The sequence below is a fragment of the Streptomyces sp. NPDC059897 genome (assembly GCF_042730865.1).
Lineage (GTDB): Bacteria > Actinomycetota > Actinomycetes > Streptomycetales > Streptomycetaceae > Streptomyces.
On record NZ_JBHWKQ010000006.1, the window covers coordinates 195502 to 216789 of the forward strand.

The following is a 21288-nucleotide window of genomic DNA, read 5'->3' on the forward strand; positions in this document are numbered from 1 at the left end:
GAGGAAGTATGCGCAGACGACAGTTGCTCGGCTACGTACTGGCGGCACCCACGCTGGTGGCCGCGGCCGAACTCGCACCGGCAAAGGAAGCGGCGGCCGAGGGAACGGCGACCAAGGGGGCGGCGGCCAAGGATGTCGCGGGGGCCGGCGGTCTGCCGTCCCTCGACATCACGGAGGTCGTCGACCTCAACGACGCCATGACCCTGGCGGCCGCGCCGACCTCCGCGCTCATCACCGTCCAGGTGAACAAGGACGGCACGGTGTCCTTCGCGCTGCCCCGCGCGGAGGTCGGCCAGGGCATCACCACGTCGACCGCGATGCTGATCGCGGAGGAGCTGGACGTACCCCTCGACCGGGTGCACGTCACGCTCGCCGACGCCCGCCCCGAACTCCTCTTCAACCAGCTCACCGGCGCCTCCAACACGACAATCGCCACTTACACCCCGGTGCGGGTGGCGGCCGCCATCGCGCGCGGCAGGCTCCTCGACGCCGCGGCGCTCGTACTGGACGCGGCCGTCGACGAGTTGAGGATCAAGGCGGGCGTCGTCCTCGGCTCCGCGGGCAAGAGCATCGGCATCGGGGAACTGGCCGAGAAGGCCGCCGCGACCACGACGCAGAAGGCCACGGCACGGCTGAAGAACGCAGACGAGTTCTCTGTCATCGGCACATCACAGGGCCGCGTCGACGCCCGCGCCGCGGTCACCGGCGCCAAGAAGTTCGCCATGGACCTCGCCGTACCGGACGCGCTGCCCACGATGGTGTGCCGCGCGCCCACCATCAACGGCAAGGTCGGCTCGGTGGCCAACCTCGACACGGTGCGCAGCATGCCCGGTGTCACCGACGCCGAGGTCGTCTCCACCGGCGTCGCCGTGCGGGCCCGCACCTTCGGCCAGTGCATCGACGCCGTACGCGCCCTCGAGGTGTCCTGGCGGGGCGGCACGGCCGAGGGCAAGTCCGACGCCACGGTCCTGGCCGAGCTGAAGAAGGCCGAACCCTCCATGGGGCTGCCGTCGTTGAACCGCACCGTGGAGGAGAGCTTCACCTTCCACTTCCGCGGCAACAGCGCACTGGAGCCCAACTGCGCCATCGCCGACGTCCGTTCGGGCAAGGCGGAGATCTGGGGCGGCCTCAAGTCGCCCATCGTCGCCAAGCAGACCATCGCCGCCCGCCTCGGCCTGCCGGTCGGCGCCGTCACCGTCCATGTCACCGAGAGCGGCGGTTCGTTCGGCCGCAAGCTGTTCTTCGACGCGGCCCTCGAAGCCGCCGAGATCTCCCAGAAGATGGGCAAGCCCGTCCGGCTCATGTGGCACCGCGCCGACGACGCACGCCAGGGCCGCGCCCACCCGATGGCCACCTCGCGCGTGCGTGCCTCGTACGCGGGCGGCAAGGTGCTGAGCTTCAAGCAGCGGCACACCAGTGTCTCCACCGACCTCTCCATGGGCTTCGGCGAGGCGCTCACCTCCGTGGCCGCGAAGCTGCCGGTCGCCGACCTCGCGTTCTCCGAGACGTTCTTCCAGCTGTCGCAGTCGATGCCGTACGAGTTCGGGGTCTACAGCCGGCTCCTCAACGAGACGGACAAGGGCTTCAACACGGGCAGCATGCGCAACGTCTACTCGCCGGACGTGACCTGCGCCCGCGAGCTGATCGTGGACCGGCTCGCCGAGAAGATGGGCAAGGACCCGCTCTCCTTCCGCCGGGACTTCCTGGACGACGAGCGGGCCCGCGCGGTCCTCGACAAGGTCGCCGAGGTCGGCCGGTGGGGCCGGGAGCTGCCGGACGGGGTGGCGCAGGGGATCGCCGTGCACACCGAGTACCACTCGGTGAACGCGGTCCTCGTCGAGCTCGACTGCCGCCCCGAGACGGTGAAGCGGCCGATCCGCGACGGTGTCACGGGCCCCCGGGTCACCAAGGCGGTGTGTGCGGTCGACGTGGGCCTCGCGGTCAACCCCCGCGGCCTCGAGGCCCAGATGATGGGCTGCCTCATGGACGGCATCGCGCAGACCCTCACCTCCAGCCTGCACCTCGAGGACGGCCGCTTCCTGGAGGCGAGCTGGGACAACTACGCCTACACCCGGCAGTGGAACACGCCGCCCGAACTCGACATCATCGTCATGCCCAGCACGAGCGAAAAGCCCGGCGGGGCGGGGGAGTTGGGCGTCGCGACGTCGATGGCCGCGGTGGCGTGCGCGTACGCGCGGGCGAGCGGCACGATGCCGACGACGTTCCCCATCAACCACGACACACCGTTCTTCATCCCGAAGCCGACCGTCCCGCCGGTGCCGCAGTCGCCGACCGACGGCCTGACTCACGCCATCTGAGCCCACGCCATCCGGCCCGTACCCGACCCACCGATACGAATCAGGGAGACTGGAAACCCCGTGCCCAAGCACACTTTTCGCGTCAACGGCGAGCAGGTGACGGTCGACGTAGAGGACGACGTGCGCCTGCTGTGGGTGCTGCGCGACATCCTGGGCGTCACAGGTCCGAAGTACGGCTGCGGCATCAACGTCTGCAAGGCCTGCACCAGCCACCTCAACGGCAAGGCCGTCAACCCCTGCTCGATCCCCGTCAAGGCGCTCGCCTCCGACGACGAGGTGACGACCATCGAGGGCCTCGCCGACACCGTGGACGCGGACCTGCACCCGATGCAGCAGGCCTGGCTCGACCAGGACGTCGCCCAGTGCGGCTACTGCCAGCCCGGCCAGATCATGGCCGCTGTGGCGGTGGTCCGCCGGGCCAAGGAGGAGGGCCGCGCCATCACCGACGCGGACCTCGACGGCATCCGGAACGTGTGCCGCTGCGGCACGTACTTCCGGATCCGGGAGGCCATTCGCGAGGGCGCCAAGGGAATGTGAGCCCCTGCCCCGACGAGGGGCGCCTTTCGTGAATCCGCCATGTCTTGGCGGACCCGCCCACTTCGGAGCGCACGCTTCCGAAGTGGGCGCGGACCGCCGAGACTTGTGGACCCGACACCGACGCCGGATTCACGAAAGGCCCCACGATGCCCGCATTCAGCGATGGGACACCGGAGACCGAGCCGCCCGCAGGACCGACGGTGACAACGGACGTCGTGGTCGTCGGCTCGGGCCCGGCCGGGGCCGCCGCCGCGCTCCTCCTGTCGACGCTCGGCGTCGACACCATCATGATCACGAAGTACCGGTGGACGGCCAACACACCTCGCGCGCACATCACCAACCAGCGCACGATGGAGGTCTTCCGCGATCTGGGCATCGAGGACCAGGTGCTCGCCGACGCCACCGAGCACGCCCTCGTCGGCGACACCGTCTTCTGCACGAGCATCGCCGGTGAGGAGATCGGCCGGATCCGCACCTGGGGCACCCGACCCGACCGCGAGGGCGACTACCGCCTCGCCTCGCCCTGCCTCACCGTCGACATCCCGCAGACGTACCTCGAGCCGATCCTGGTCCGCAACGCCACCGAGCGCGGCGCGCAGACCCGGTTCTCCACCGAGTACCTGTCCCACACCCAGGACGCCGACGGTGTCACGGTGCGGGTCCTCGACCGGCTCACCGGCCACGAATACAGCATCCGGGCGAAATACCTGATCGGCGCCGACGGCGCCCGCTCCAAGGTCGCCGAGGACATCGGCCTGCCCTTCGAGGGCGCGATGGACATCGCCGGTTCGATGAACATCACCTTCAAGGCCGACATCGCCCGCCACGTCGAGCACCGCCCGTCCGTCCTGTACTGGGTCGTCCAGCCCGGCTCGAACGTCGGCGGCATCGGCGCCGGACTCGTCCGCATGGTGCGCCCCTGGAACGAGTGGCTCATCGTGTGGGGCTACGACATCGCCGAGGAGCCCCCGGTCGTCGACGAGGCGGCCGCCGTGCAGATCGTTCGCAACCTCCTCGGCATCCCGGACCTGGACGTCGAGATCACCGGCACCAGCCTGTGGGGCAACAACGAGATGTACGCGACCCGGCTGCACGAGGGCCGGGTGTTCTGCGCGGGCGACGCCGTCCACCGGCACCCGCCGAGCAACGGCCTCGGCTCGAACACCTCCGTGCAGGACTCCTACAACCTCGCCTGGAAGCTCGCGGCCGTACTCAAGGGCCACGCGGCCCCCTCGCTCCTCGACACCTACTCGGCCGAGCGGGCGCCGGTCGCGGAGCGGATCGTGAAGCGGGCCAACAAGTCCGGCCGCGAGTTCGTCGGCATCTTCGAGGCGCTGGGCCTGCTCGGCGCCACGACCGAGGCCGAGATGTCGGCCGCCATCGAGGAGCGCAAGGACAACACCCCCGCAGGCGCCGCCAAGCGGGCCGCCCTGGTGCGCGCCATGGAGCTGAAGAACTACGAGTTCAACGCGCACGGAGTCGAACTCGGCCAGCACTACACCTCCGCCGCGATCGTCCCCGACGGCACCGAACGCCCCGCACCCGCCCGCGACGCGGACCTCTACTACGAGATGTCGACCGTCCCCGGCGCCCACCTGCCGCACGCCTGGGTCGGTGACAGCACACACCGCCACGCCCTCATGGACCTCGTGCCCTACGACCGCTGGACGCTCCTCACCGGTATCGCGGGCGAGGCCTGGGAGCAGGCCGCGGAGAAGGTCGCAGGCGAGTTCGGCGTGCCGCTCGCCACGGTCGTCATCGGTCCCGGCCGCGAGGTCACGGACCTGTACTACGACTGGGCCGGCTTGCGCGAGATCGACGAGAGCGGTGTGCTGCTGGTGCGCCCCGACAAGCACATCGCGTGGCGGTCGGCGAGCCTGCCCGAGGACCCCGCTCAGGAACTGCGCCGGGCCATGGCGTCCGTCCTGGGAAGGAACGAGCCCTGATGCACTTCGTCCACGAAACGCTCCCGCAGACGGTGCGGTTCGCCTCCGGCGCGGCGGCGGAGAGCCTCGCCGCCGAACTCGGCCGCCTCGGCAGCGAGCGGGTGATGGTCATCGCGGCGCCCTCGGCGAAGGCGTCGGCTGAGCGCATCACCGCAGGCCTCCCCGTCGCCGTACGTCACGACGATGTCGTCATGCACGTCCCCGTCGAGACCGCGCGGCGCGCGAGAGAGGTCGCCGCGGCCCACGAAGCCGACGTCGTCGTCAGCATCGGTGGCGGCTCCGCCACCGGGCTCGCCAAGGCGGTCGCGCTGACATCCGGGCTCCCGGTCGTCGCCGTCCCCACCACCTACGCCGGCTCCGAGGCGACCCCGGTGTGGGGCCTCACCGAAGGGTCCGTCAAGACGACGGGCACCGACCGGAAGGTCCTCCCGCGCACGATCGTCTACGACGCCGAGCTGACGCTCGGCCTCCCCGTCGGCCTGAGCGTCGCCTCCGGCCTGAACGCGCTCGCACACTGCGTGGACTCCCTGTGGGCCCCGCGCACCGACCCCCTCAACCAGGCCCTGGCCGCCGAGGGCGCACGGGCGCTGTGCGCCGGCCTGCCCCGGGTGGCGGAACGGCCGGAGGGACTGGAGGGCCGGGAGCAGGCCCTGTACGGGGCGTACCTGTCCGCCGTGGCCTTCGCGTCCGCCGGGTCCGGGCTGCACCACAAGATCTGCCACGTCCTGGGCGGCCGGTTCAACCTGCCGCACGCCCAGACCCACGCCGTCGTTCTCCCGCAGGTCCTCGCCTTCAACGCACCGAGCGCCCCGGAGGCGGAACGGCGCCTCGCCGCGGCGTTCGACGCCCCTACAGCGAACGAGGGGTTGGCCCGACTGCGCGCGCGACTGGACGCGCCCCGCTCGCTGCGGGACCTCGGCATGCCCCACGACGGCATCACGGCCGCGGTCGAAGCCGTCCTCGCCGCCGCCCCGGCCGACAACCCGCGGCCCGTCACACCGGAAGACATCACGGCACTGATCGAGGCCGCCTGGAAAGGAGCCGACCCCCGATGACACAGACTCCGAACACCTCCGCGGGCGTCCCCGCCGAGCAGCGGGAACGCGAGGCCGATGTCCTGCGCCAGGTACTGCGGTCCTTCGACGACTGCGCCGACCCCCGGCTGCGCCAGGTCCTGGAGTCCCTGACCCGGCACCTGCACGCCTTCGTCCAGGACGTCCGGCTCACCGAGGAGGAGTGGAGCGCGGGCATCGACTTCCTCACCCGGGCCGGACACATCACCGACGAACGCCGCCAGGAGTTCATCCTCCTCTCCGACGTCCTCGGTGTGTCGATGCAGACGGTCGCCGTCAACAACGAGGCATACGGCGACGCCACCGAAGCCACCGTCTTCGGCCCCTTCTTCACCGAGAACAGCCCCGAGATCGAGCACGGAGGAGACCTCGCCTTCGGCGCCGCCGGAGAACCCTGCTGGGTCGAGGGCACCGTCACCGACACCGCCGGAAAGCCCGTGCCCGGGGCGCGGATCGAGGTCTGGGAGGCCGACGAGGACGGCTTCTACGACACGCAGTACGGCGACGACCGCGTCGCGGCCCGCGCCCACCTGTTCTCGGACACCGAGGGGCACTACCGGTTCTGGGGCCTCACCCCGACCCCGTACCCCATTCCCCACGACGGCCCGGTCGGAGGCCTGCTGGCGGCATCGGGCCGCTCCCCGATGCGGGCGCCGCACCTGCACTTCATGGTCACCGCGCCCGGACTGCGTACGCTCGTGACGCACATCTTCGTCCGCGGCGACGAACTGCTCGACAGCGACGCGGTGTTCGGCGTGAAGGAGTCCCTCGTCAAGGACGTCACGACACAACCGGCCGGCACACCGACGCCCGACGGACGCGACCTGGAGGGCCGGACCTGGTCCCGCGTCCGCTTCGACATCACGCTGGCACCCGACGGGAGTTAACCGGTGCGGGCCTCGCGCAGCACGTCCGAGGCCCGCATCCCGTAACGCTCCTTGAACCGGTGGGAGAAGTGGGCGGCCGAGCTGAAGCCGCAGCGGACCGCGGCTTCGGCGACCGTCGCCGCCCCGCCCCTGGTGAGCAGGGTGTGCGCCAACTCCAGCCTGCGGCCCCGCAGATACTGGGGAACGCTCTCGCCGCCCGAGGCGAACACCCGCGACAGATGCCGCTCGCTGATGCCCACACCACGGGCGATGCGCGACGCCGAGAGTCCGGGCTCGGCCACGTGCTTGTCGATGTAGACCTTGGCGATCGCCAGATGGGCCGCGGCGAGCGTGGGCGGGCGGCCTGTCACCAGGCTGCCGAGCAGCCCCAGCAGGGTCTGTTCGTCGACGGTGCCGGCGCCTGCGGGACGCACCGCACGGCCGGCGAGCCGGGCGAACGTCCGCGCCTCTACGGACCCTTCGTCGATATCGAGGACCAAGGGTCGCTTCAGCGTCGCCGGACCGCCGATGTCCCGCCACACCGCACGGGGAACCTTGATCGCCAGCTCCTCGAGCCCCTTTGAGAAGCCCCGCACGAAGGGACGGTCGGCATCGCAGACGATCAGCTGGCCCGAGCGCAGCAGATGGACCCCGTCGTCGTGGTAGAAGAACGCGTCGTCCGCCAGGTTCAGATAGCAGGCCATCGCGTCGGACGGCGTGCGCCGGATCACCGCCTGGGGGCGCTCCACGATGTGCGGGCTGCCGAGGACCCGCGCGATGTGGACCCTCGGCAGTTGCAGGTTGATCTCCGTGGCGTCCAGGCGCCGCTCGCCGAGGGAGCGGCACCGCAGGCCGATCAACGCTTCGGCGTTGTGCCGCTCCCACAGAGCGATGTGCTGTTCCTCGGGGAGGTTCAGGGTGCTGAAGCTGACGGGGTGTGTCATGGGCCGCCCGAGCCTCCCGGTTCCTGAGTGTGTCTGCTCGCGTCTGACCGAACGGCGCCTGGTTAAACGCTCAACAGCTCAGGTTAGTGGGTTTTCAGGCGGGCGGGTCCGTGCGCAGCCACACAGCCGTGTCCGCGGGCAGGAGTCCCTCCTCCGTCAAGGGCCCGCTGGCCAACAGCACCTCGCCGGGCGGCAGATGGGCGGGCGGCCCGTCCACATTGACCACGCACTCCCAGCCGTCGAGGCGCGTGAAGTGCAGCAGCTGTTGCGTCTCTCCCATCCGGGGCTCGCCCAGCACCTCGCTGCCGGGGGCGCCCGGTCGCAGCAGCTCGCGGCGCAGGCGCAGCGCCGTACGGTAGAAGGCCAGGTGCGAGTCGGGATCCCGGTCCTGGGCGGCCACCGAAAGGGCGCCGAAGCCCTCCGGTTGCGGCAGCCAGCCGGCCGAGTCCCCGAACCCGTACGACGGGCCGTCGGTCTCCCACGGGAGCGGCACTCGGCAGCCGTCCCTGCCCTTGCGGTGGCCGCCCGACTGTCCGTACACCGGGTCCTGGAGGTCCTCCGCGCGCAGGTCGGCGACCTCCGGCAGGCCCAGCTCCTCGCCCTGGTAGATGTATGCGGAGCCGGGCAGGGCCAGCATCAGCATCGTGGCCGCGCGGGCGCGGCGCAGTCCGAGTTCGCGGTCGGGCTCGGGGAGCCGGCCGTCGGCGCGCAGCCACGCCTCCAGGTCGGCGCCGACCGGCAGGCCGAGCCGCGAGGCGTGCCGGACCACGTCGTGGTTGGACAGCACCCAGGTCGCCGTCGCACCCACCGAACCGGCCGCGTGCAGCGACTCCTCGATCACCTTCGCGAGGTCGGGTGTGCGCCAAGGGGCCGACAGGAACTCGAAGTTGAACGCCTGGTGCAGTTCGTCGGGGCGGGTGTAGAGCACCCTGCGGGAGTTGGTCACCCAGGCCTCGGCCACGGCGACGCGCGGTGGTGTGTAGGCGTCGAGGACCGTGCGCCAGTCGCGGTAGATCTCGTGCACCTCGTCGCGGTCCCAGTACGGGTGGGTGCCCGGCGGCATGTCGTCGTGGATGCCCTTGTACTGGGGGCGGCCGATGTCGGACAGCGGCCCGGCGAGATCCTTGGCGCAGCCGTGGGCCACGTCGATGCGGAAGCCGTCGACGCCCCGGTCGGACCAGAACCGCAGTGTCTCCCGGAAGTCGGCGCGCACGTCCTCGTGCTCCCAGTTCAGGTCGGGCTGCTCGGGCGCGAACAGGTGCAGGTACCACTGCCCGTCGGGCACCTGCTTCCACGCGTTGCCCGAGAAGCTGGCCTCCCAGTCGGTGGGCGGGAGCGAGCCGTCGGGGCCGCTGCCGTCGCGGAAGACGTAACGCTCGCGGGCCGGGGAGCCCGGCGGCGACGCCAGCGCCTCCTGGAACCAGACGTGCTGGTCGGACGTGTGGTTGGGGACGATGTCGACGAACACCTTCAGGCCGAGGCGGTGTGCCTCGGCGACCATGGTGTCGAAGTCGTCGAGGCTGCCGAGACGCGGGTCGACGTCTCGGTAGTCGGCTACGTCGTAGCCGCCGTCCTTCAGCTCCGAGGGGTAGAACGGGCTGAGCCAGACCGCGTCCACGCCCAGGTCGGCGAGGTGACCGAGGCGGCGGGTGATGCCGACGAGGTCACCGATGCCGTCACCGTTGGAGTCGGCGAAGCTGCGCGGATAGATCTGGTAGACGACGGCCTGACGCCACCAGTCGGCGTCCTGCGGCGAGTTGTCGATGTGCTCGGTCATGCGGACTCCGTACGTAGTCGAGTGGGGGGAACGCGGCGCATGCGGCGCGGTCATCCCTTGACCGCGCCGTCGGTCAGGCCGGACAGCACGCTGCGGCGGAAGATCAGCACCAGGAGCGCGATGGGAACCGTCGCGGCCATGGCCCCGGCGAAGATGGTGCCGAAGGGGATCTCGTAGACGCCGGAGAACAGGGCGATGCCCACCGGCACGGTCCGGAAGTCGTCGGAGGAGTTGAAGGTCAGGGCCATCAGGAACTCGGTCCAGGTGGCGGTGAACGTGAACACCCCGGCGGTGAACAGGGCGGGTCTGGCCTGCGGCAGGATCACCGACAGGAGCGTGCGGACCGGGGACGCGCCGTCGACCGTCGCCGACTCCTCCAGCTCGTGCGGGATGTCGAGCAGCGAGTTCCGCAGGATCCACACCGCGAACGGCAGGTGGAAGGCGACGTACGGGATGATCAGGCCCCAGTAGCTGTTGAGCAGGTCGAGTTGCCGCTCGACCAGGTACAGCGGGGTGACCACGGCAATGGTCGGGAACACCGAGATCATCAGCAGCGCCACCATGATGGGCCCGCGTCCGCGCAGCGGCAGCCGGCCCAGGGCGTAGCCGGAGAACAGGCCGAGGCCGAGGACGATGGCGGTGGCGCTGAGGCAGATGACCGCACTGTTGAGGAGGTAGCGGTCGAAGCCGGCCGAGCTCAGGGCCCGCGCGTAATGCGCCCACGTCGGGTCCTCGGGCAGCACGGTGGGCGGGGAGGCACCCAGCTCGCCCTCCGGCTTGAAGGAGGTCACGGCCATCCACAGCAGCGGCAGCGACACCGCGATGACCAGGACGAACGCCCCGATGTTCACGACGTTCAGCCAGCGGCGCACACCGGTGGCCTGTCGTCCGCGGCGGCTCATCGGCCCACCCCTCCTTCGTCCACCTGCATCTTGAAGGCCCGTAGGAACAGCAGGCAGCCGATGGCGACCAGCGCCCCCGTCGCCGTGGCGATCGCCGCCCCGAGGCCGACGTTGAGGTCCTGGAACAGCGCCTTGTACCCGAGGATCGCCAGCGACTGGGTGGCCGTCCCCGGACCGCCCTGGGTGAGGACGAAGGGCAAGTCGAAGATGCCGAAGGCCTGGAGGACGCGGAAGAGGACCGCCACCGCGATCACCGGCCGCAGCGCGGGCAGCACCACCAGACGGAACGTCTTCCAGGCACCCGCGCCGTCCATCTCGGCCGCCTCGTACCGTTCCTGAGGGATCTTCACCAGACCGGCCAGGATGATGACGGCGACGAACGGGGTCGTCTTCCAGATGTCCGCCACCGCGAGCCCCGCGATGGCAGGCACCGGCTTGCCAAGGATCACCGGCGGCGCCTCCATGACCAGGCCGAACAGCCAGGTCACCGCCCCGTACCCGGCGTCGTACAGATACGCCCACAACTGCGCCGATACGACGGTGATCAGCGACCAAGGGATGAGGAGCAGCGCCAGGATCCAGCCGCGCCCCGCCTCCAGGCGTTCGAGGAGCACCGCCACCGCGATGCCGAGCACCATCTCGACCGCGACCGTGCCCAGCGTGTAGCCCACCGTGAACACGAGCGCGTCCAGCCACGCGGAACTGGAGAACATCGTGGCGTAGTTGGCGACCGTCCACTCCTGGACCTCCATGCCGCCGAACGTGAAACGGATCTTCGCGAAGCTGGTCACCACGGAGTACAGCACCGGGAAGAGTGTCACCAGTCCCACCACGACCAGCGTCGGCGCGGTGAACAGCCATCCGGTGCGTGCCTTGCGGCGCCGCAGCCCGTCTCCCCGGACCGCGGTTTCGGAACCCGGCACGGTCGTCGCCCGCGGCCGGGTGCGCACCGGGGCCGTCACAGCGACTCCCCGGCGAGGGCGGCGGTCAGCTGGTCCTGCGCGTCGGCGACCGCGCGGGCCACCGGCACACCGGTCAGGACCCGGTTCGCGTGCGTGTAGATCGCCTTGCTCACCTGCGGGTACGACGGGTTGCGGGTCGGTCGTGCGACGAGTGTCATCTCCGGTGCCAGGGCGTACACCGGGTTCTTCGAGCCTCGGATCCAGCGGCTGTTGAGGGCCTCGCGGGTGGTGGGCAGTTGCGCGCCATGCTCGGCGAGGACCATCTGACCCTCCTGGGCGATGAACTTGGCGAAGGCCGCGGCAGCGCCCAGCTTGCGGGAGTGCGGATTGAGGTAGTTGCACCAGCCGCCCAGACAGCCGAGCCCGCCCTCGCGCCCCTCGAACCCGGGACGCAGCGCGGCGCCGACCTTCCCCGCCACGGAGGAGTCCGGGGCGGTGGCGACACCCCACGCGTACGGCCAGTTCCGAAGGAACAGCGAGTGCCCTCCGGTGAAGTCGTCGATCGTGTTCTGCTCGATGAACGTGGAGACGGCCGACGGGGATACACGACTGGTCACCAGGTCGCGCATCAGGCCGAAGGTCCGCTCGGCCGCCGCTCCCGCGAAGGTGGCGCGGCTGCCGTCCGGGGAGAGCGCCTGGCCCCCGGCGTCCGCCAGGAGTTCGGTGACGTTGCAGGTCATCCCCTCGTAGACGCTGCCCTGCCAGACGAAGCCGTGCTTGATGTCACCGGCCTTCTGGACCCGCTGCGCGGTGCGCATCAGCTCCTCCCAGGTGCGCGGCACCCGCAGCCCGTGCTTGTGCAGCAGATCGCGCCGGTAGTAGAGGTACGGCTGGTCCTGGTAGAGCGGGAAGGCGTACCGGTGACCCTCGTAGCCGAGCGAGGTGAGCAGCGCCTTGGGATAACGCTGCCATTCCTCCTCATCCAGCAGCGACTCGACCGGCAGCGCGAACGACGCGGCGCCGAACTGGGCGGCCCAGGTGATGTCACCCTGATAGACGTCGGGGGTCGAGCTGCCGGCCGCCAACTGCGTGGACAGTGCCGAGCGTTGGGTGTCGGTGCTGGCCGGCGCCTTGATGATGTTCACCGAGATCTGCGGGTACCGCTTGCGGAAAGCGCTGATCAGACGGGGTGCCAGATCACCGCCGTCCTTCGCGGCCACCGAGCTGTACCACCAGTCGATGGTCGTCTTCCCGCGTGGCACCCGCTGTGCCTCGGACGGATCCGGGGGAGTGGCGGAGGCCCGGGAACAGGCCGAGACGAGAGGGGCAGCGGCGGCGGTACCGGCAGCGACACCCAAGGAGGACAAGGTTCTTCTGCGGCTCAATGTCATGGGGAGGTGCTCCTGCCGAGGTGGCGGCTGACCCAGCGCTGACAACTTCCTGAGAACGCTTGCACGCTAGGCAGTCACTCGCCGACAGGTCAATGGGTCTGCACTGCACGGAGTTGAAGACAACGCTTTCACGCTCTTGCCGTCGTGTGGAGCCGCCGTGCTACGTTCCCGTCATGCCGATACCCGACCAGCGCTATCCGACGATGGCCGATGTGGCCGAGCGGGCCGGGGTGTCGGTCTCGACCGTCTCGCGCACGCTGCGCGGCATGGCCACGGTCTCGCCCGAGGCGCGGCAGCGTGTCGAACAGGCCGCCAGGGAGCTGGAGTTCGTGGTGTCCCGGCAGGCGTCCTCGCTCGTCACGGGGCGCACGGGGAACGTCGCCGTACTGGCCCCGACCCTCTCGTCCTGGTTCGTGGGATGTGTGCTCCAAGGGCTGAGCACACAGCTGAGCGGCGCAGGCCTGGACCTGCTGATCTACCCCGTCGCCGAACTGGCCGAGCGGAAGGCCTTCTTCGAGCGGCTCCCGGCCCGCCGCAACGCCGACGCACTGATGGTGCTCAGCTTCGACCTCACCGAAGAGGAGACCGCGCGCCTCGACGGCCTCGGGATGCCGGTCGTGTACGTCAGCCGCAAGGTCGAGGGCCGCCCGAGCGTGTACGTCGACGACGTCGCGGGAGGCCGCGCCGCCACCCGGCATCTGCTCACCTTCGGACACCGCCGCATCGCGTACCTCTGCGGCAACCGGAGCGACGGCTTCACCTACAGCTCGCGGCAGCGCAGGACCGGTTGCGTCGAGGCCCTGGCCGAGGCCGGGAACGAACCCGCCCTCGTCCGCGAGGTGACACACAGCCGGCGCGCGACCCTGGAAGCCATCGGCGAGCTGACCACCCTGCCCGACCCGCCCACCGCGCTCTTCGCCGAGACCGACGAACTCGCCCTCGAACTCCTCACCGCCCTGCGCGAGGCCCGCATCGCCGTCCCCGAACAGCTCTCCGTGGTGGGCTTCGACGACCACCCGGTGGCGGAGTGGGCCGGCCTGACCACCGTCGCGCAGGACCCGGTGAGCCTGGGCGCGGTGGCCGGCGGCATGGTCACGGACCTGATCGCGAAACCGGACGCCGACCCCGCACCCCACCGGGAGCTGCCGTTGCGGCTGATTCCGAGGGGGTCGACGGTGCGGCCCGGGGGTTGACCGGATCGCGCGGGGGCGAGCGGGACCCTCCGGTAACCGGCCCCGGGCCGGTCGGCCATGGGCCGCCCTCACACGAGTCACCGGCGACACCTGGCTGACCGCTACATGTCGCAGGCGGCACGAACTCCCCGATGATGCACGGCACATCGACGCCCGAGCCGCCTCCTCACCACGCTCGGGCGCGTCCCTCTCGTCTGGAGTCAGCCGTCATGACAGAGCCGCACCCCCCACTCGGTTCCCCAAGGGACCGCCGCACCGGCGGACGCCTGCGCCGCTGGGCCTCAGCCGCCGCGGGAGCCCTCGCCCTCACGGCCGGTCTCCTGGCCGGCGCACCCCAGGCCTCCGCCGCCACCCTCACCGAGGTCACCGGTTTCGGTTCCAACCCCGGGAACCTGTCCATGTACGCGTACAAGCCCGACACCCTGCCCGCAGACGCGCCGCTCGTGGTCGCCCTGCACGGCTGTACGCAGAGTGCGAGCGACTACTACAGCCACTCGGGCTGGCCGAAGTTCGCCGACAGCTACGGCTTCGCGGTGGTCTTCCCGCAGACCGGCAGCGCGAACAACGCGAACTCCTGCTTCAACTGGTTCCAGTCGGGCGACAGTTCGCGCGGCCAGGGCGAGGCACTGTCCATCAAGCAGATGGTCGACAAGGCCGTGGAACAGTACGGCAGTGACACCCAGCGGGTGTACGTCACCGGTCTGTCGGCCGGGGGTGGCATGACCGCGAACCTGCTCGCCGCCTACCCGGACGTCTTCGCGGGCGGCTCCATCGACGCGGGCCTGCCCGCCTCCTGCGCGACGAGTGTGTCCGCCGCCTACACCTGCATGTACAGCCCGCCGGACAAGACCCCTGCACAGTGGGGCGACCTCGTACGCTCCGCAGCCCCCGCCGGCACCACATCCTGGCCCCGCGTGGCCGTCTGGCAGGGCACCGCGGACACCACCGTCGTACCGGCCAACGCAGGCGAACTGCGGGACCAGTGGACGAACGTGTGGGGCATCGGCCAGACACCGTCGCGCACCGAGAACCTCAGCGGGGGCACCACGTTGAGCGTCTACGACGACAGCGCGGGCAACGCCGCCGTCGAGGTGTACTCCATCTCCGGCATGAACCACGGCCTCGCCGTCGACCCGGGCAGCGGCGCCGAACAGTGCGGCACCACCGGCACGTACTACCTGGACACCATCTGCTCCAGCTATCACACGGCCCGCTTCTGGGGCCTCGACGAGGGCGCGGACGGCGGCGGCGGCGAGACCCCGGGCACCCTGCCCGCGCCCACCGGCCTGAAGGTGTCCGGCACCACCGACACCACCGCCTCCCTGACGTGGAACGCGGTCGACGGAGCGGCTTCGTACGAGGTCTACCGGGGCGGCTCGAAGGTGGGCACCGCCACGTCCGCCTCGTACACCGACACGGGGCTCGCCACGGGTACGGCGTACGCCTACACGGTGGCGGCCGTCGACGCCGAGGGCGCCGCCGGGGCCAAGTCCGCGCCGGTGACCGCGACCACCGGCGGCTTCACCCCCACATGCCACACGGCGAGCAACTACCAGCACACCACGGCCGGACGCGCCCACCAGAGCGGCGGCTACACCTACGCCAACGGCTCCAACCAGGCGATGGGCCTGTGGAACACCCACATCACGCACACGCTCAAGCAGACGGCTGCCGGGTACTACGTACTCGCCGACTCCGGTTGTTCGGGCTGACATCGAGGGGCGCCTGGGTCTGTGCCCGCGCCCGCGCCCAGGGGTGCGTGGCGCGGCCCTTCGCGGGGCGCGCGTCGGATCCGTGCCTGTCAGCGCAGCCCGGTCGCCGCCTCCGAGAGTGCCGGCGCGGCCGTGAACACGGCGAGGAACGCGCCGCGGACCTGCTCGGCGACCGCGTCCGGGCCGGCGGCGTCGAACTTCCCGTCGAGGTGCAGGAACGCCAGTCCGTGGACCAGTGCCCACACCGGTGTCCACAGCGCGTCCGGATCGGCGCCGGGGACGGCCCGGCGCACGGTGTCGCGGACGTAGTCGGCGATGGCGGCGGTCGCCGCCACCCGCTCCTCGTTGGCCGGGTCGCAGGGCTCGGCGAACATCGCCCGGAACAGCGCGGGGTGGTCGAGCGCGAAGCGGACGTACGCGACGGCGATCTCCGCGAGCTCGGCCGGGGTCACGGGCGCGGGGTGGGCGGCCAGCAGCTGCTCGGCCAGCTCGCGGTAGCCCTCGGCGGCGACGGCGGAGACGAGTGCTTCACGGTCCTCGAAGTGCCGGTACGGCGCGGTCGGTGACACGCCCGCACGGCGTGCGACGGCCCGCATCGACAGCGCGGCGCTGCCGTCCTCCTCCAGCAGCTCGCGCGCGGCGCGCAGGCAGGCGGCGCGCAGATCGCCGTGGTGGTACGCGGTGGTCCCCTGTGGCACAGGTCACGCCCTCTCATGTATGCACCGCTTACATTCCCTGGTTAATGTGAGCGCTGTACACATTCTAGGTGATCGCCCTGCGTGGGCGCGCCGCCGTGGCCGGACACGTCATGTCGAACACGCCACGGACGGAGACAGAGGGAAGAGGGATTCGGATGACCAGCGAGCTGTTCTCGCCGTTGTCCCTGCGATCCGGCCAGGTACTGGGCAACCGGATCGCCAAGGCCGCCATGGAGGAGAACCTGGCCGACGAAGGGCAACTGCCGGGACCGCGTCTCCTCGCGCTGTACCGGCGCTGGGCCGCGGGCGGCACCGGGCTGCTGATCACCGGCAATGTCATGGTGCACGCCGAGGCTCTGACCGGCCCCGCGGGCGTCGTGCTCGACGAGGCCGCGCCGCTGGAGCCGTTCGCCGCGTGGGCCGAGGCCGGGAAGTCGGGCGGCGGCGCGCTGTGGATGCAGATCAACCACCCCGGCCGCCAGGTGCAGTCCGGCATGCCCGGTGTGGTGTGGGGCCCCTCCGAGGTGGGCGTCGACCTGGGGCGGCACAGTGGTCGCTTCGGCAGCCCCACCGCCATGACCCCGGAGCAGATCGACGCCACGGTGAACCGCTTCGCGGTGACGGCCCGGCGTGCCGAGGAGGCGGGCTTCGACGGCGTGGAGATCCATGCCGCGCACGGCTACCTGCTGTCGCAGTTCCTGTCTCCGCTGGTCAACAAGCGGACGGACGCATGGGGCGGCTCGCTGGAGAACCGGGCCCGGCTGCTCCTCGACATCGTCCGCGCGGTGCGCGCCGAGGTCTCGCCCTCCTTCGGCGTCGGCGTGAAGCTCAACTCGGCCGACTTCCAGCGCGGCGGATTCGACGCCGACGACGCGCGCCAGGTCATCGGGATGCTCGAACCGCTCGGCGTGGACCTCGTCGAACTGTCCGGCGGCAGCTACGAGAGCCCGGCGATGACCGGCCGCCCCGCGGACGAGCGCACCCGGACCCGCGAGGCCTACTTCCTCGACCTGGCCAAGGACCTCGTCAAGGAGAGCCCGCTGCCGCTGATGCTCACCGGTGGCATCACGCGGCGCGAGACCGCGGAGCAGGTGCTCCACAGCGGCGTGGCGCTCGTCGGTATGGGCACCGCCCTCTCCGTCACCCCCGACCTGCCCGAACGCTGGCGCCGCGACCGCGAGGCCGACCGCCACCTGCGCCCGGTGACCTGGTCCGACAAGGCCCTCGCCTCGGCCGCCACCATGGCCCAGGTCCGCCACCAGATGCGCCGCATCGCCCACGGCCGGGACCCCAGGCCCGGCACCCACCCGGCACGCGCCCTGCTGTGCGAACAGGGCCGACAGCGCCGGGCCCTGCGCCGCTACCGCACCTGGCTGAGCACATCACGGCCCACGGACACTGCCGCCGACCGAGCCGCGTGACGCCGCGACCGCTTGCGCGCCACGTATGAGACACGACGATGGACGAAGGAGGAGCGACGATGTCGTCAACCGCGCAGGACATGGTGAGCGTCGATCTGGGAGGCCGTACGGTCGCGGTCCCCAGGGGCGGCCTCTATGACCGGTACCGCATGAACACCGACCTCGACGAGGTCGCCCGCGATCCCCGCGTCAGCGAAGTGGACTTCTTCCGGCGGCTGCCCAAGACCGAGGTCGCCTCCCCGATCGGAGCCACCCTCACCCCGAACTTCTACTACCGCATGGCGACCGCCCGGCTCACGATGCTCGCCCGCACCCGCGCGATCCGTTCCCGGCTGCCCGGCGAGCTGGCACCGCTGGAGGTCGCACCCGGCCTCGGCCTGGTCTCGGTGATGTTCTTCCGCTACGACGTGTGCGACATCGACTTCTACACGGAAGCCGCCGTGGGCATCGCCGTGAAGCCCGCCCGGCACGGCGGGCTCGGGTTCTTCGACCTCGTGACCGCGCTCAAGAACGAGCACCTCCACTCCTACGTGCTTTCCCTGCCGGTGAGTTCGGACATCGCCCAGGTCCGCGGACACGACGGGTACGGCTTCCCCAAGTGGGTCACCGAACTCGACGTCGACATCGACGCCGACCGGACGAAGGCCCGCGTCGCCAACGAGGAGGGCGGCACGGACCTCTCCCTCGCGGTGCCCACGCCCGCGCAGACCGTGCACGGGAGCGGGGGCCGTGTCTCGAGCCTCACCTCGTACACATCGATCAACGGCGCCTGGCACTCCACCCTGAACCAGACCAACACCCTCGCGGCGGGCACCGCCCGCTTCCCGCGTGGGGTCGACCTCCGGCTCGGCCGTGGCCGCATGTCCGACGACCTGCGCTCGCTCAGGCCGACGAGGCTGCTGCAGCTGGACGTCATGACCGAGGGCCAGGCGGCCCTGCACATGCCCGTCCCCACCTCCGTACCGACCCGCACCACCCCAGGGAGCCGACGATGACCAGAGTCCTCTTCGTCGTGTCAGCGGCCGACCGCTGGACGCTCAAGGACGGCGAAGTGCACCCCTCGGGCTACTGGGGCGAGGAACTCGCCGTGCCGCACAAGATCTTCAGCCGCGCCGGCTGGGAGATCACCATCGCGACACCCGGCGGCAGACCTCCCACGCTGGACCGGCTGAGCATGTCCCGGACCGCCGGTCTGCCGTCCAAACTGCGCGAGGTCGCCGGATACCTTGATTCCATCCAGGGCGAGCTCGACAAGCCCAGAAGCCTGGAGGATGTCGACCCGGGCGCGTTCGACCTGGTCTTCTACCCGGGCGGGCACGGGCCGATGGAGGACCTCGCCGTCGATACCGTCTCGGGCGCGCTGCTCACCCGCGTCCTGGCCTCCGGCAAGCCGTTGGCGCTGCTGTGCCACGCGCCCGCCGCCATGCTCGCGGCCAGGAACGAGGACGGATCGTGGCCGTTCGCCGGGTACCGGATGACAGGGCTGTCCAACCTGGAGGAGAAGCTCAACAGCTTCGGCCGCAAGGCAGTGTGGTTCCTGGAGGACCGGCTGCGGGAGAGCGGCGCCGACTACCGCAAGGGACGCCTCCCGCTGCGCCCGTTCACGCAGGTCGACCGGAACCTCTACACCGGCCAGAACCCCGCGTCCTCGGAATCGCTCGCCAGGCGACTCGTGGAAGACCTGTCCGCCTGAACCTCGCTCACCGGCGCACTTCCGGAGGTCACCGCATGACACCAAAACCCCTACAGATCGCTGCCCTCGTCATCGACGCCCAGGACCCCGAACGCCTCGCCGCCTTCTGGTCCGAGCTGCTCGGGCGGCCCATCGACACCCGTACCGGCCCGTACATCTGGCTGCGCCGGGAGGGCGGACTCGTGTTCGGGTTTCAGCGCAATCCGCGGCCCACCCCCGGCAAGGACCGTATGCACGTCGACCTGACCTCGCCCGACCTGGCCGCCGAACAGCGGCGGGTCGAGGCGCTCGGTGGGCGGCGGCTGACGGAGTACGACCAGGGCGGGTTCCTGGTGATGGCGGACCCGGAGGGCAACGAGTTCTGCATCCTGCCCGAAGGGTCCGTAGACATGGACGAGGACGGGCGCGCCCACTATCTGGAGTGATCCGGCTCGCTGGACAGGCCCCCCGGTGCGCGGGCTCCCGGGACCGTTCCCTCCGGCAGCGTGCTGTCCGGCAGTGCGCCTGGTGTCTCGTACCGCCGCGCCCCGAAGCGGTACACCAGCACCAGCACCGCGAAGAACGGCAGGCCCGCCTTCCAGGAGTCCTGTAGGCCCTCGATGAACACGGTCGACACCAGGATCGCCGCGAGGGCGAGCGCCGCCGCGACGGTGGTGAAGGGCGCGCCGCGCAGCCGGGCCGGTGAGGCGGGCAGGCCGTGGCGGGTGCGGTGGCGGCGGAAGGCCAGGTGCGAAGCCAGGATGAGGATCCACACCACCAGCGCGCCGAACACCGAGATGCCGAAGAGCAGGATGTACGCCGTGTCCTCGGAGTGCACCGAGAGAAGCGCGGCCGCGCCCAGGCCGATGCCGGAGACGGCGAGCGCCCGGTGCGGGACGCCGCGCGTGCCGACCCGTGCGAACAGGCGCGGCGCGTGCCGGTCCACCGCAAGGGAGTGGATCATGCGGGTGGCCAGATACGTGTTGGCGTTGGCGCTGGAGAGGGCCGCGGTGAGCACGACGAAGTTCATGATGCCGGCCGCCGCCGGGATGCCCGCGACGTCGAAGAGCTGCACGAAGGGGCTCGCCGTGACGTCGCCGCCCTTCGCGGTGCGCGTCCACGGCACGACGGTGACGACGACCGCCATCGCCAGGACGTAGAAGAGCGCGAGGCGGACGACCATCCGGCGGGCCGCGCGGGGGATGTCCCGCACCGGGTTCTCGGACTCGGCCGCGGTCACCGCGATGATCTCGGTGCCGATGTAGCTGAAGATGACGAACACGAAGGCTGTTGCGAGGCCGCTCATGCCGTGCGGGAGCAGTCCGCCGTGGCCGGAGAGGTTCGAGGTGCCGACGGCGGCATGGCCGGGCAGGCCGAGGAACACGTATGCGCAGCCGAGCAGGACGAAGACACCGATCGCGGTGATCTTGATGGTGGAGAACCAGTACTCCAGGCGGCCGAACACCCCGACGCTCAGCGCGTTCGCCGCGAGCAGCAGCAGTGAGAACGCCACCACCGGCAGCCAGAGCGGGAGCCCGGGCCACCAGAAACGGACGTAGATGCCGGCCGCGATGACCTCGCCGCCGATCGCGATCACCTGGATCGTCCAGTACGTCCAGCGGATCACGAACCCGGCGAGGGGGCCCAGATAGTGCCGCGCGATGCTGCCGAAGGAGCCGGCCGCCGGGTGCACGGACGTCATCTCGGCGAGCGCCCAGCCGATCACCAGGGCGATCAGCGCACACACCATGTAGGCGATCACCGTGGCCGGGCCCGCGGCCGAGATGGCGAGGCTCGAACCGAGGAACAGGCCGGTGCCGATGGCCCCGCCGAGACCCATCATGCTGAGCTGACGTCCGGTCAGGGCCCGTTTCAGGCCGTGGTCCTGTGGTGGTGCCGAGTCGGTGCGCGGGTCGTCGGGCATGTCACTCGCTCC

At 70.8% G+C, this 21288-nt stretch carries 18 protein-coding genes; 11 read left to right on the forward strand and 7 right to left on the reverse strand.

Features of this window, described 5'->3' with window-relative positions:
* Window positions 1-8: 8 nt before the first annotated feature.
* The 5 genes from ACFV9W_RS09835 to ACFV9W_RS09855 all read left to right on the forward strand — a co-directional run bounded on the left by ACFV9W_RS09835 (window position 9) and on the right by ACFV9W_RS09855 (window position 6761).
* Window positions 9-2318 carry a molybdopterin cofactor-binding domain-containing protein gene (locus tag ACFV9W_RS09835; protein WP_385757355.1) on the forward strand — a complete coding sequence of 770 codons (2310 nt, stop codon included), beginning with the start codon at window positions 9-11 and terminating at the stop codon, window positions 2316-2318.
* Between the two features lie 60 nt (window positions 2319-2378).
* Entirely contained in the window at window positions 2379-2855 is a 477-nt protein-coding gene (locus ACFV9W_RS09840; protein WP_327674490.1) for a (2Fe-2S)-binding protein, read from the forward strand.
* A 146-nt stretch (window positions 2856-3001) separates the two neighbouring features.
* Window positions 3002-4801, forward strand: coding sequence for an FAD-dependent oxidoreductase (locus tag ACFV9W_RS09845; RefSeq protein WP_385757357.1), 1800 nt, complete (start codon window positions 3002-3004; stop codon window positions 4799-4801).
* Entirely contained in the window at window positions 4801-5856 is a 1056-nt protein-coding gene (locus ACFV9W_RS09850; protein ID WP_385757358.1) for a maleylacetate reductase, read from the forward strand. The genes ACFV9W_RS09845 and ACFV9W_RS09850 overlap by 1 nt, the downstream gene beginning before the upstream one ends.
* Complete coding sequence (locus tag ACFV9W_RS09855; RefSeq protein WP_385757359.1) at window positions 5853-6761, forward strand: dioxygenase; 909 nt, start codon at window positions 5853-5855, stop codon at window positions 6759-6761. Before ACFV9W_RS09850 ends, ACFV9W_RS09855 begins: the two co-directional genes overlap by 4 nt.
* Here the strand turns inward: ACFV9W_RS09855 and ACFV9W_RS09860 are convergent.
* The 5 genes from ACFV9W_RS09860 to ACFV9W_RS09880 form a co-directional block, all read right to left on the reverse strand.
* Window positions 6758-7684: an AraC family transcriptional regulator gene (locus ACFV9W_RS09860; RefSeq protein WP_385757361.1), complete on the reverse strand. Its 927-nt coding sequence runs from the start codon at window positions 7682-7684 to the stop codon at window positions 6758-6760. The two genes, ACFV9W_RS09855 and ACFV9W_RS09860, sit on opposite strands and share 4 nt — an antisense overlap.
* Before the next feature lie 94 nt (window positions 7685-7778).
* On the reverse strand, window positions 7779-9461 hold the full coding sequence (locus ACFV9W_RS09865) for a glycoside hydrolase family 13 protein (protein WP_385757363.1): 1683 nt from the start codon (window positions 9459-9461) through the stop codon (window positions 7779-7781).
* Window positions 9462-9511: 50 nt separating this feature from the next.
* Window positions 9512-10363: a carbohydrate ABC transporter permease gene (locus tag ACFV9W_RS09870; protein ID WP_385757365.1), complete on the reverse strand. Its 852-nt coding sequence runs from the start codon at window positions 10361-10363 to the stop codon at window positions 9512-9514.
* On the reverse strand, window positions 10360-11325 hold the full coding sequence (locus tag ACFV9W_RS09875; protein WP_385757366.1) for a carbohydrate ABC transporter permease: 966 nt from the start codon (window positions 11323-11325) through the stop codon (window positions 10360-10362). Before ACFV9W_RS09875 ends, ACFV9W_RS09870 begins: the two co-directional genes overlap by 4 nt.
* Window positions 11322-12527: an extracellular solute-binding protein gene (locus tag ACFV9W_RS09880; protein WP_385757368.1), complete on the reverse strand. Its 1206-nt coding sequence runs from the start codon at window positions 12525-12527 to the stop codon at window positions 11322-11324. The genes ACFV9W_RS09875 and ACFV9W_RS09880 overlap by 4 nt, the downstream gene beginning before the upstream one ends.
* Window positions 12528-12829: 302 nt before the next feature.
* Between ACFV9W_RS09880 and ACFV9W_RS09885 the strand changes: the two genes are divergently transcribed.
* Entirely contained in the window at window positions 12830-13849 is a 1020-nt protein-coding gene (locus ACFV9W_RS09885; RefSeq protein ID WP_385757370.1) for a LacI family DNA-binding transcriptional regulator, read from the forward strand.
* 209 nt (window positions 13850-14058) lie between these two features.
* On the forward strand, window positions 14059-15561 hold the full coding sequence (locus tag ACFV9W_RS09890) for a PHB depolymerase family esterase (protein ID WP_385757372.1): 1503 nt from the start codon (window positions 14059-14061) through the stop codon (window positions 15559-15561).
* Between the two features lie 89 nt (window positions 15562-15650).
* Here ACFV9W_RS09890 and ACFV9W_RS09895 read toward each other — a convergent pair whose 3' ends face one another.
* On the reverse strand, window positions 15651-16259 hold the full coding sequence (locus ACFV9W_RS09895; RefSeq protein ID WP_385757373.1) for a TetR/AcrR family transcriptional regulator: 609 nt from the start codon (window positions 16257-16259) through the stop codon (window positions 15651-15653).
* Between the two features lie 155 nt (window positions 16260-16414).
* Between ACFV9W_RS09895 and ACFV9W_RS09900 the strand changes: the two genes are divergently transcribed.
* Genes ACFV9W_RS09900 through ACFV9W_RS09915 form a run of 4 tightly spaced genes read left to right on the forward strand, consistent with a single transcriptional unit; the run spans window position 16415 to window position 19798 of the window.
* The gene (locus ACFV9W_RS09900) at window positions 16415-17680 is read left to right on the forward strand and encodes an NADH:flavin oxidoreductase/NADH oxidase family protein (RefSeq protein WP_385757375.1); all 1266 of its coding nucleotides are present in this window, start codon (window positions 16415-16417) and stop codon (window positions 17678-17680) included.
* 59 nt (window positions 17681-17739) lie between these two features.
* On the forward strand, window positions 17740-18675 hold the full coding sequence (locus ACFV9W_RS09905) for an acetoacetate decarboxylase family protein (protein WP_385757376.1): 936 nt from the start codon (window positions 17740-17742) through the stop codon (window positions 18673-18675).
* On the forward strand, window positions 18672-19373 hold the full coding sequence (locus tag ACFV9W_RS09910) for a type 1 glutamine amidotransferase domain-containing protein (RefSeq protein ID WP_385757378.1): 702 nt from the start codon (window positions 18672-18674) through the stop codon (window positions 19371-19373). The genes ACFV9W_RS09905 and ACFV9W_RS09910 overlap by 4 nt, the downstream gene beginning before the upstream one ends.
* Window positions 19374-19408: 35 nt before the next feature.
* Window positions 19409-19798, forward strand: a complete 390-nt coding sequence (locus ACFV9W_RS09915) for a VOC family protein (RefSeq protein ID WP_385757380.1) — start codon at window positions 19409-19411, stop codon at window positions 19796-19798.
* Here ACFV9W_RS09915 and ACFV9W_RS09920 read toward each other — a convergent pair.
* The gene (locus tag ACFV9W_RS09920; RefSeq protein WP_385757382.1) at window positions 19786-21276 is read right to left on the reverse strand and encodes an amino acid permease; all 1491 of its coding nucleotides are present in this window, start codon (window positions 21274-21276) and stop codon (window positions 19786-19788) included. The genes ACFV9W_RS09915 and ACFV9W_RS09920 overlap by 13 nt on opposite strands.
* Between the last annotated feature and the right edge of the window lie 12 nt (window positions 21277-21288).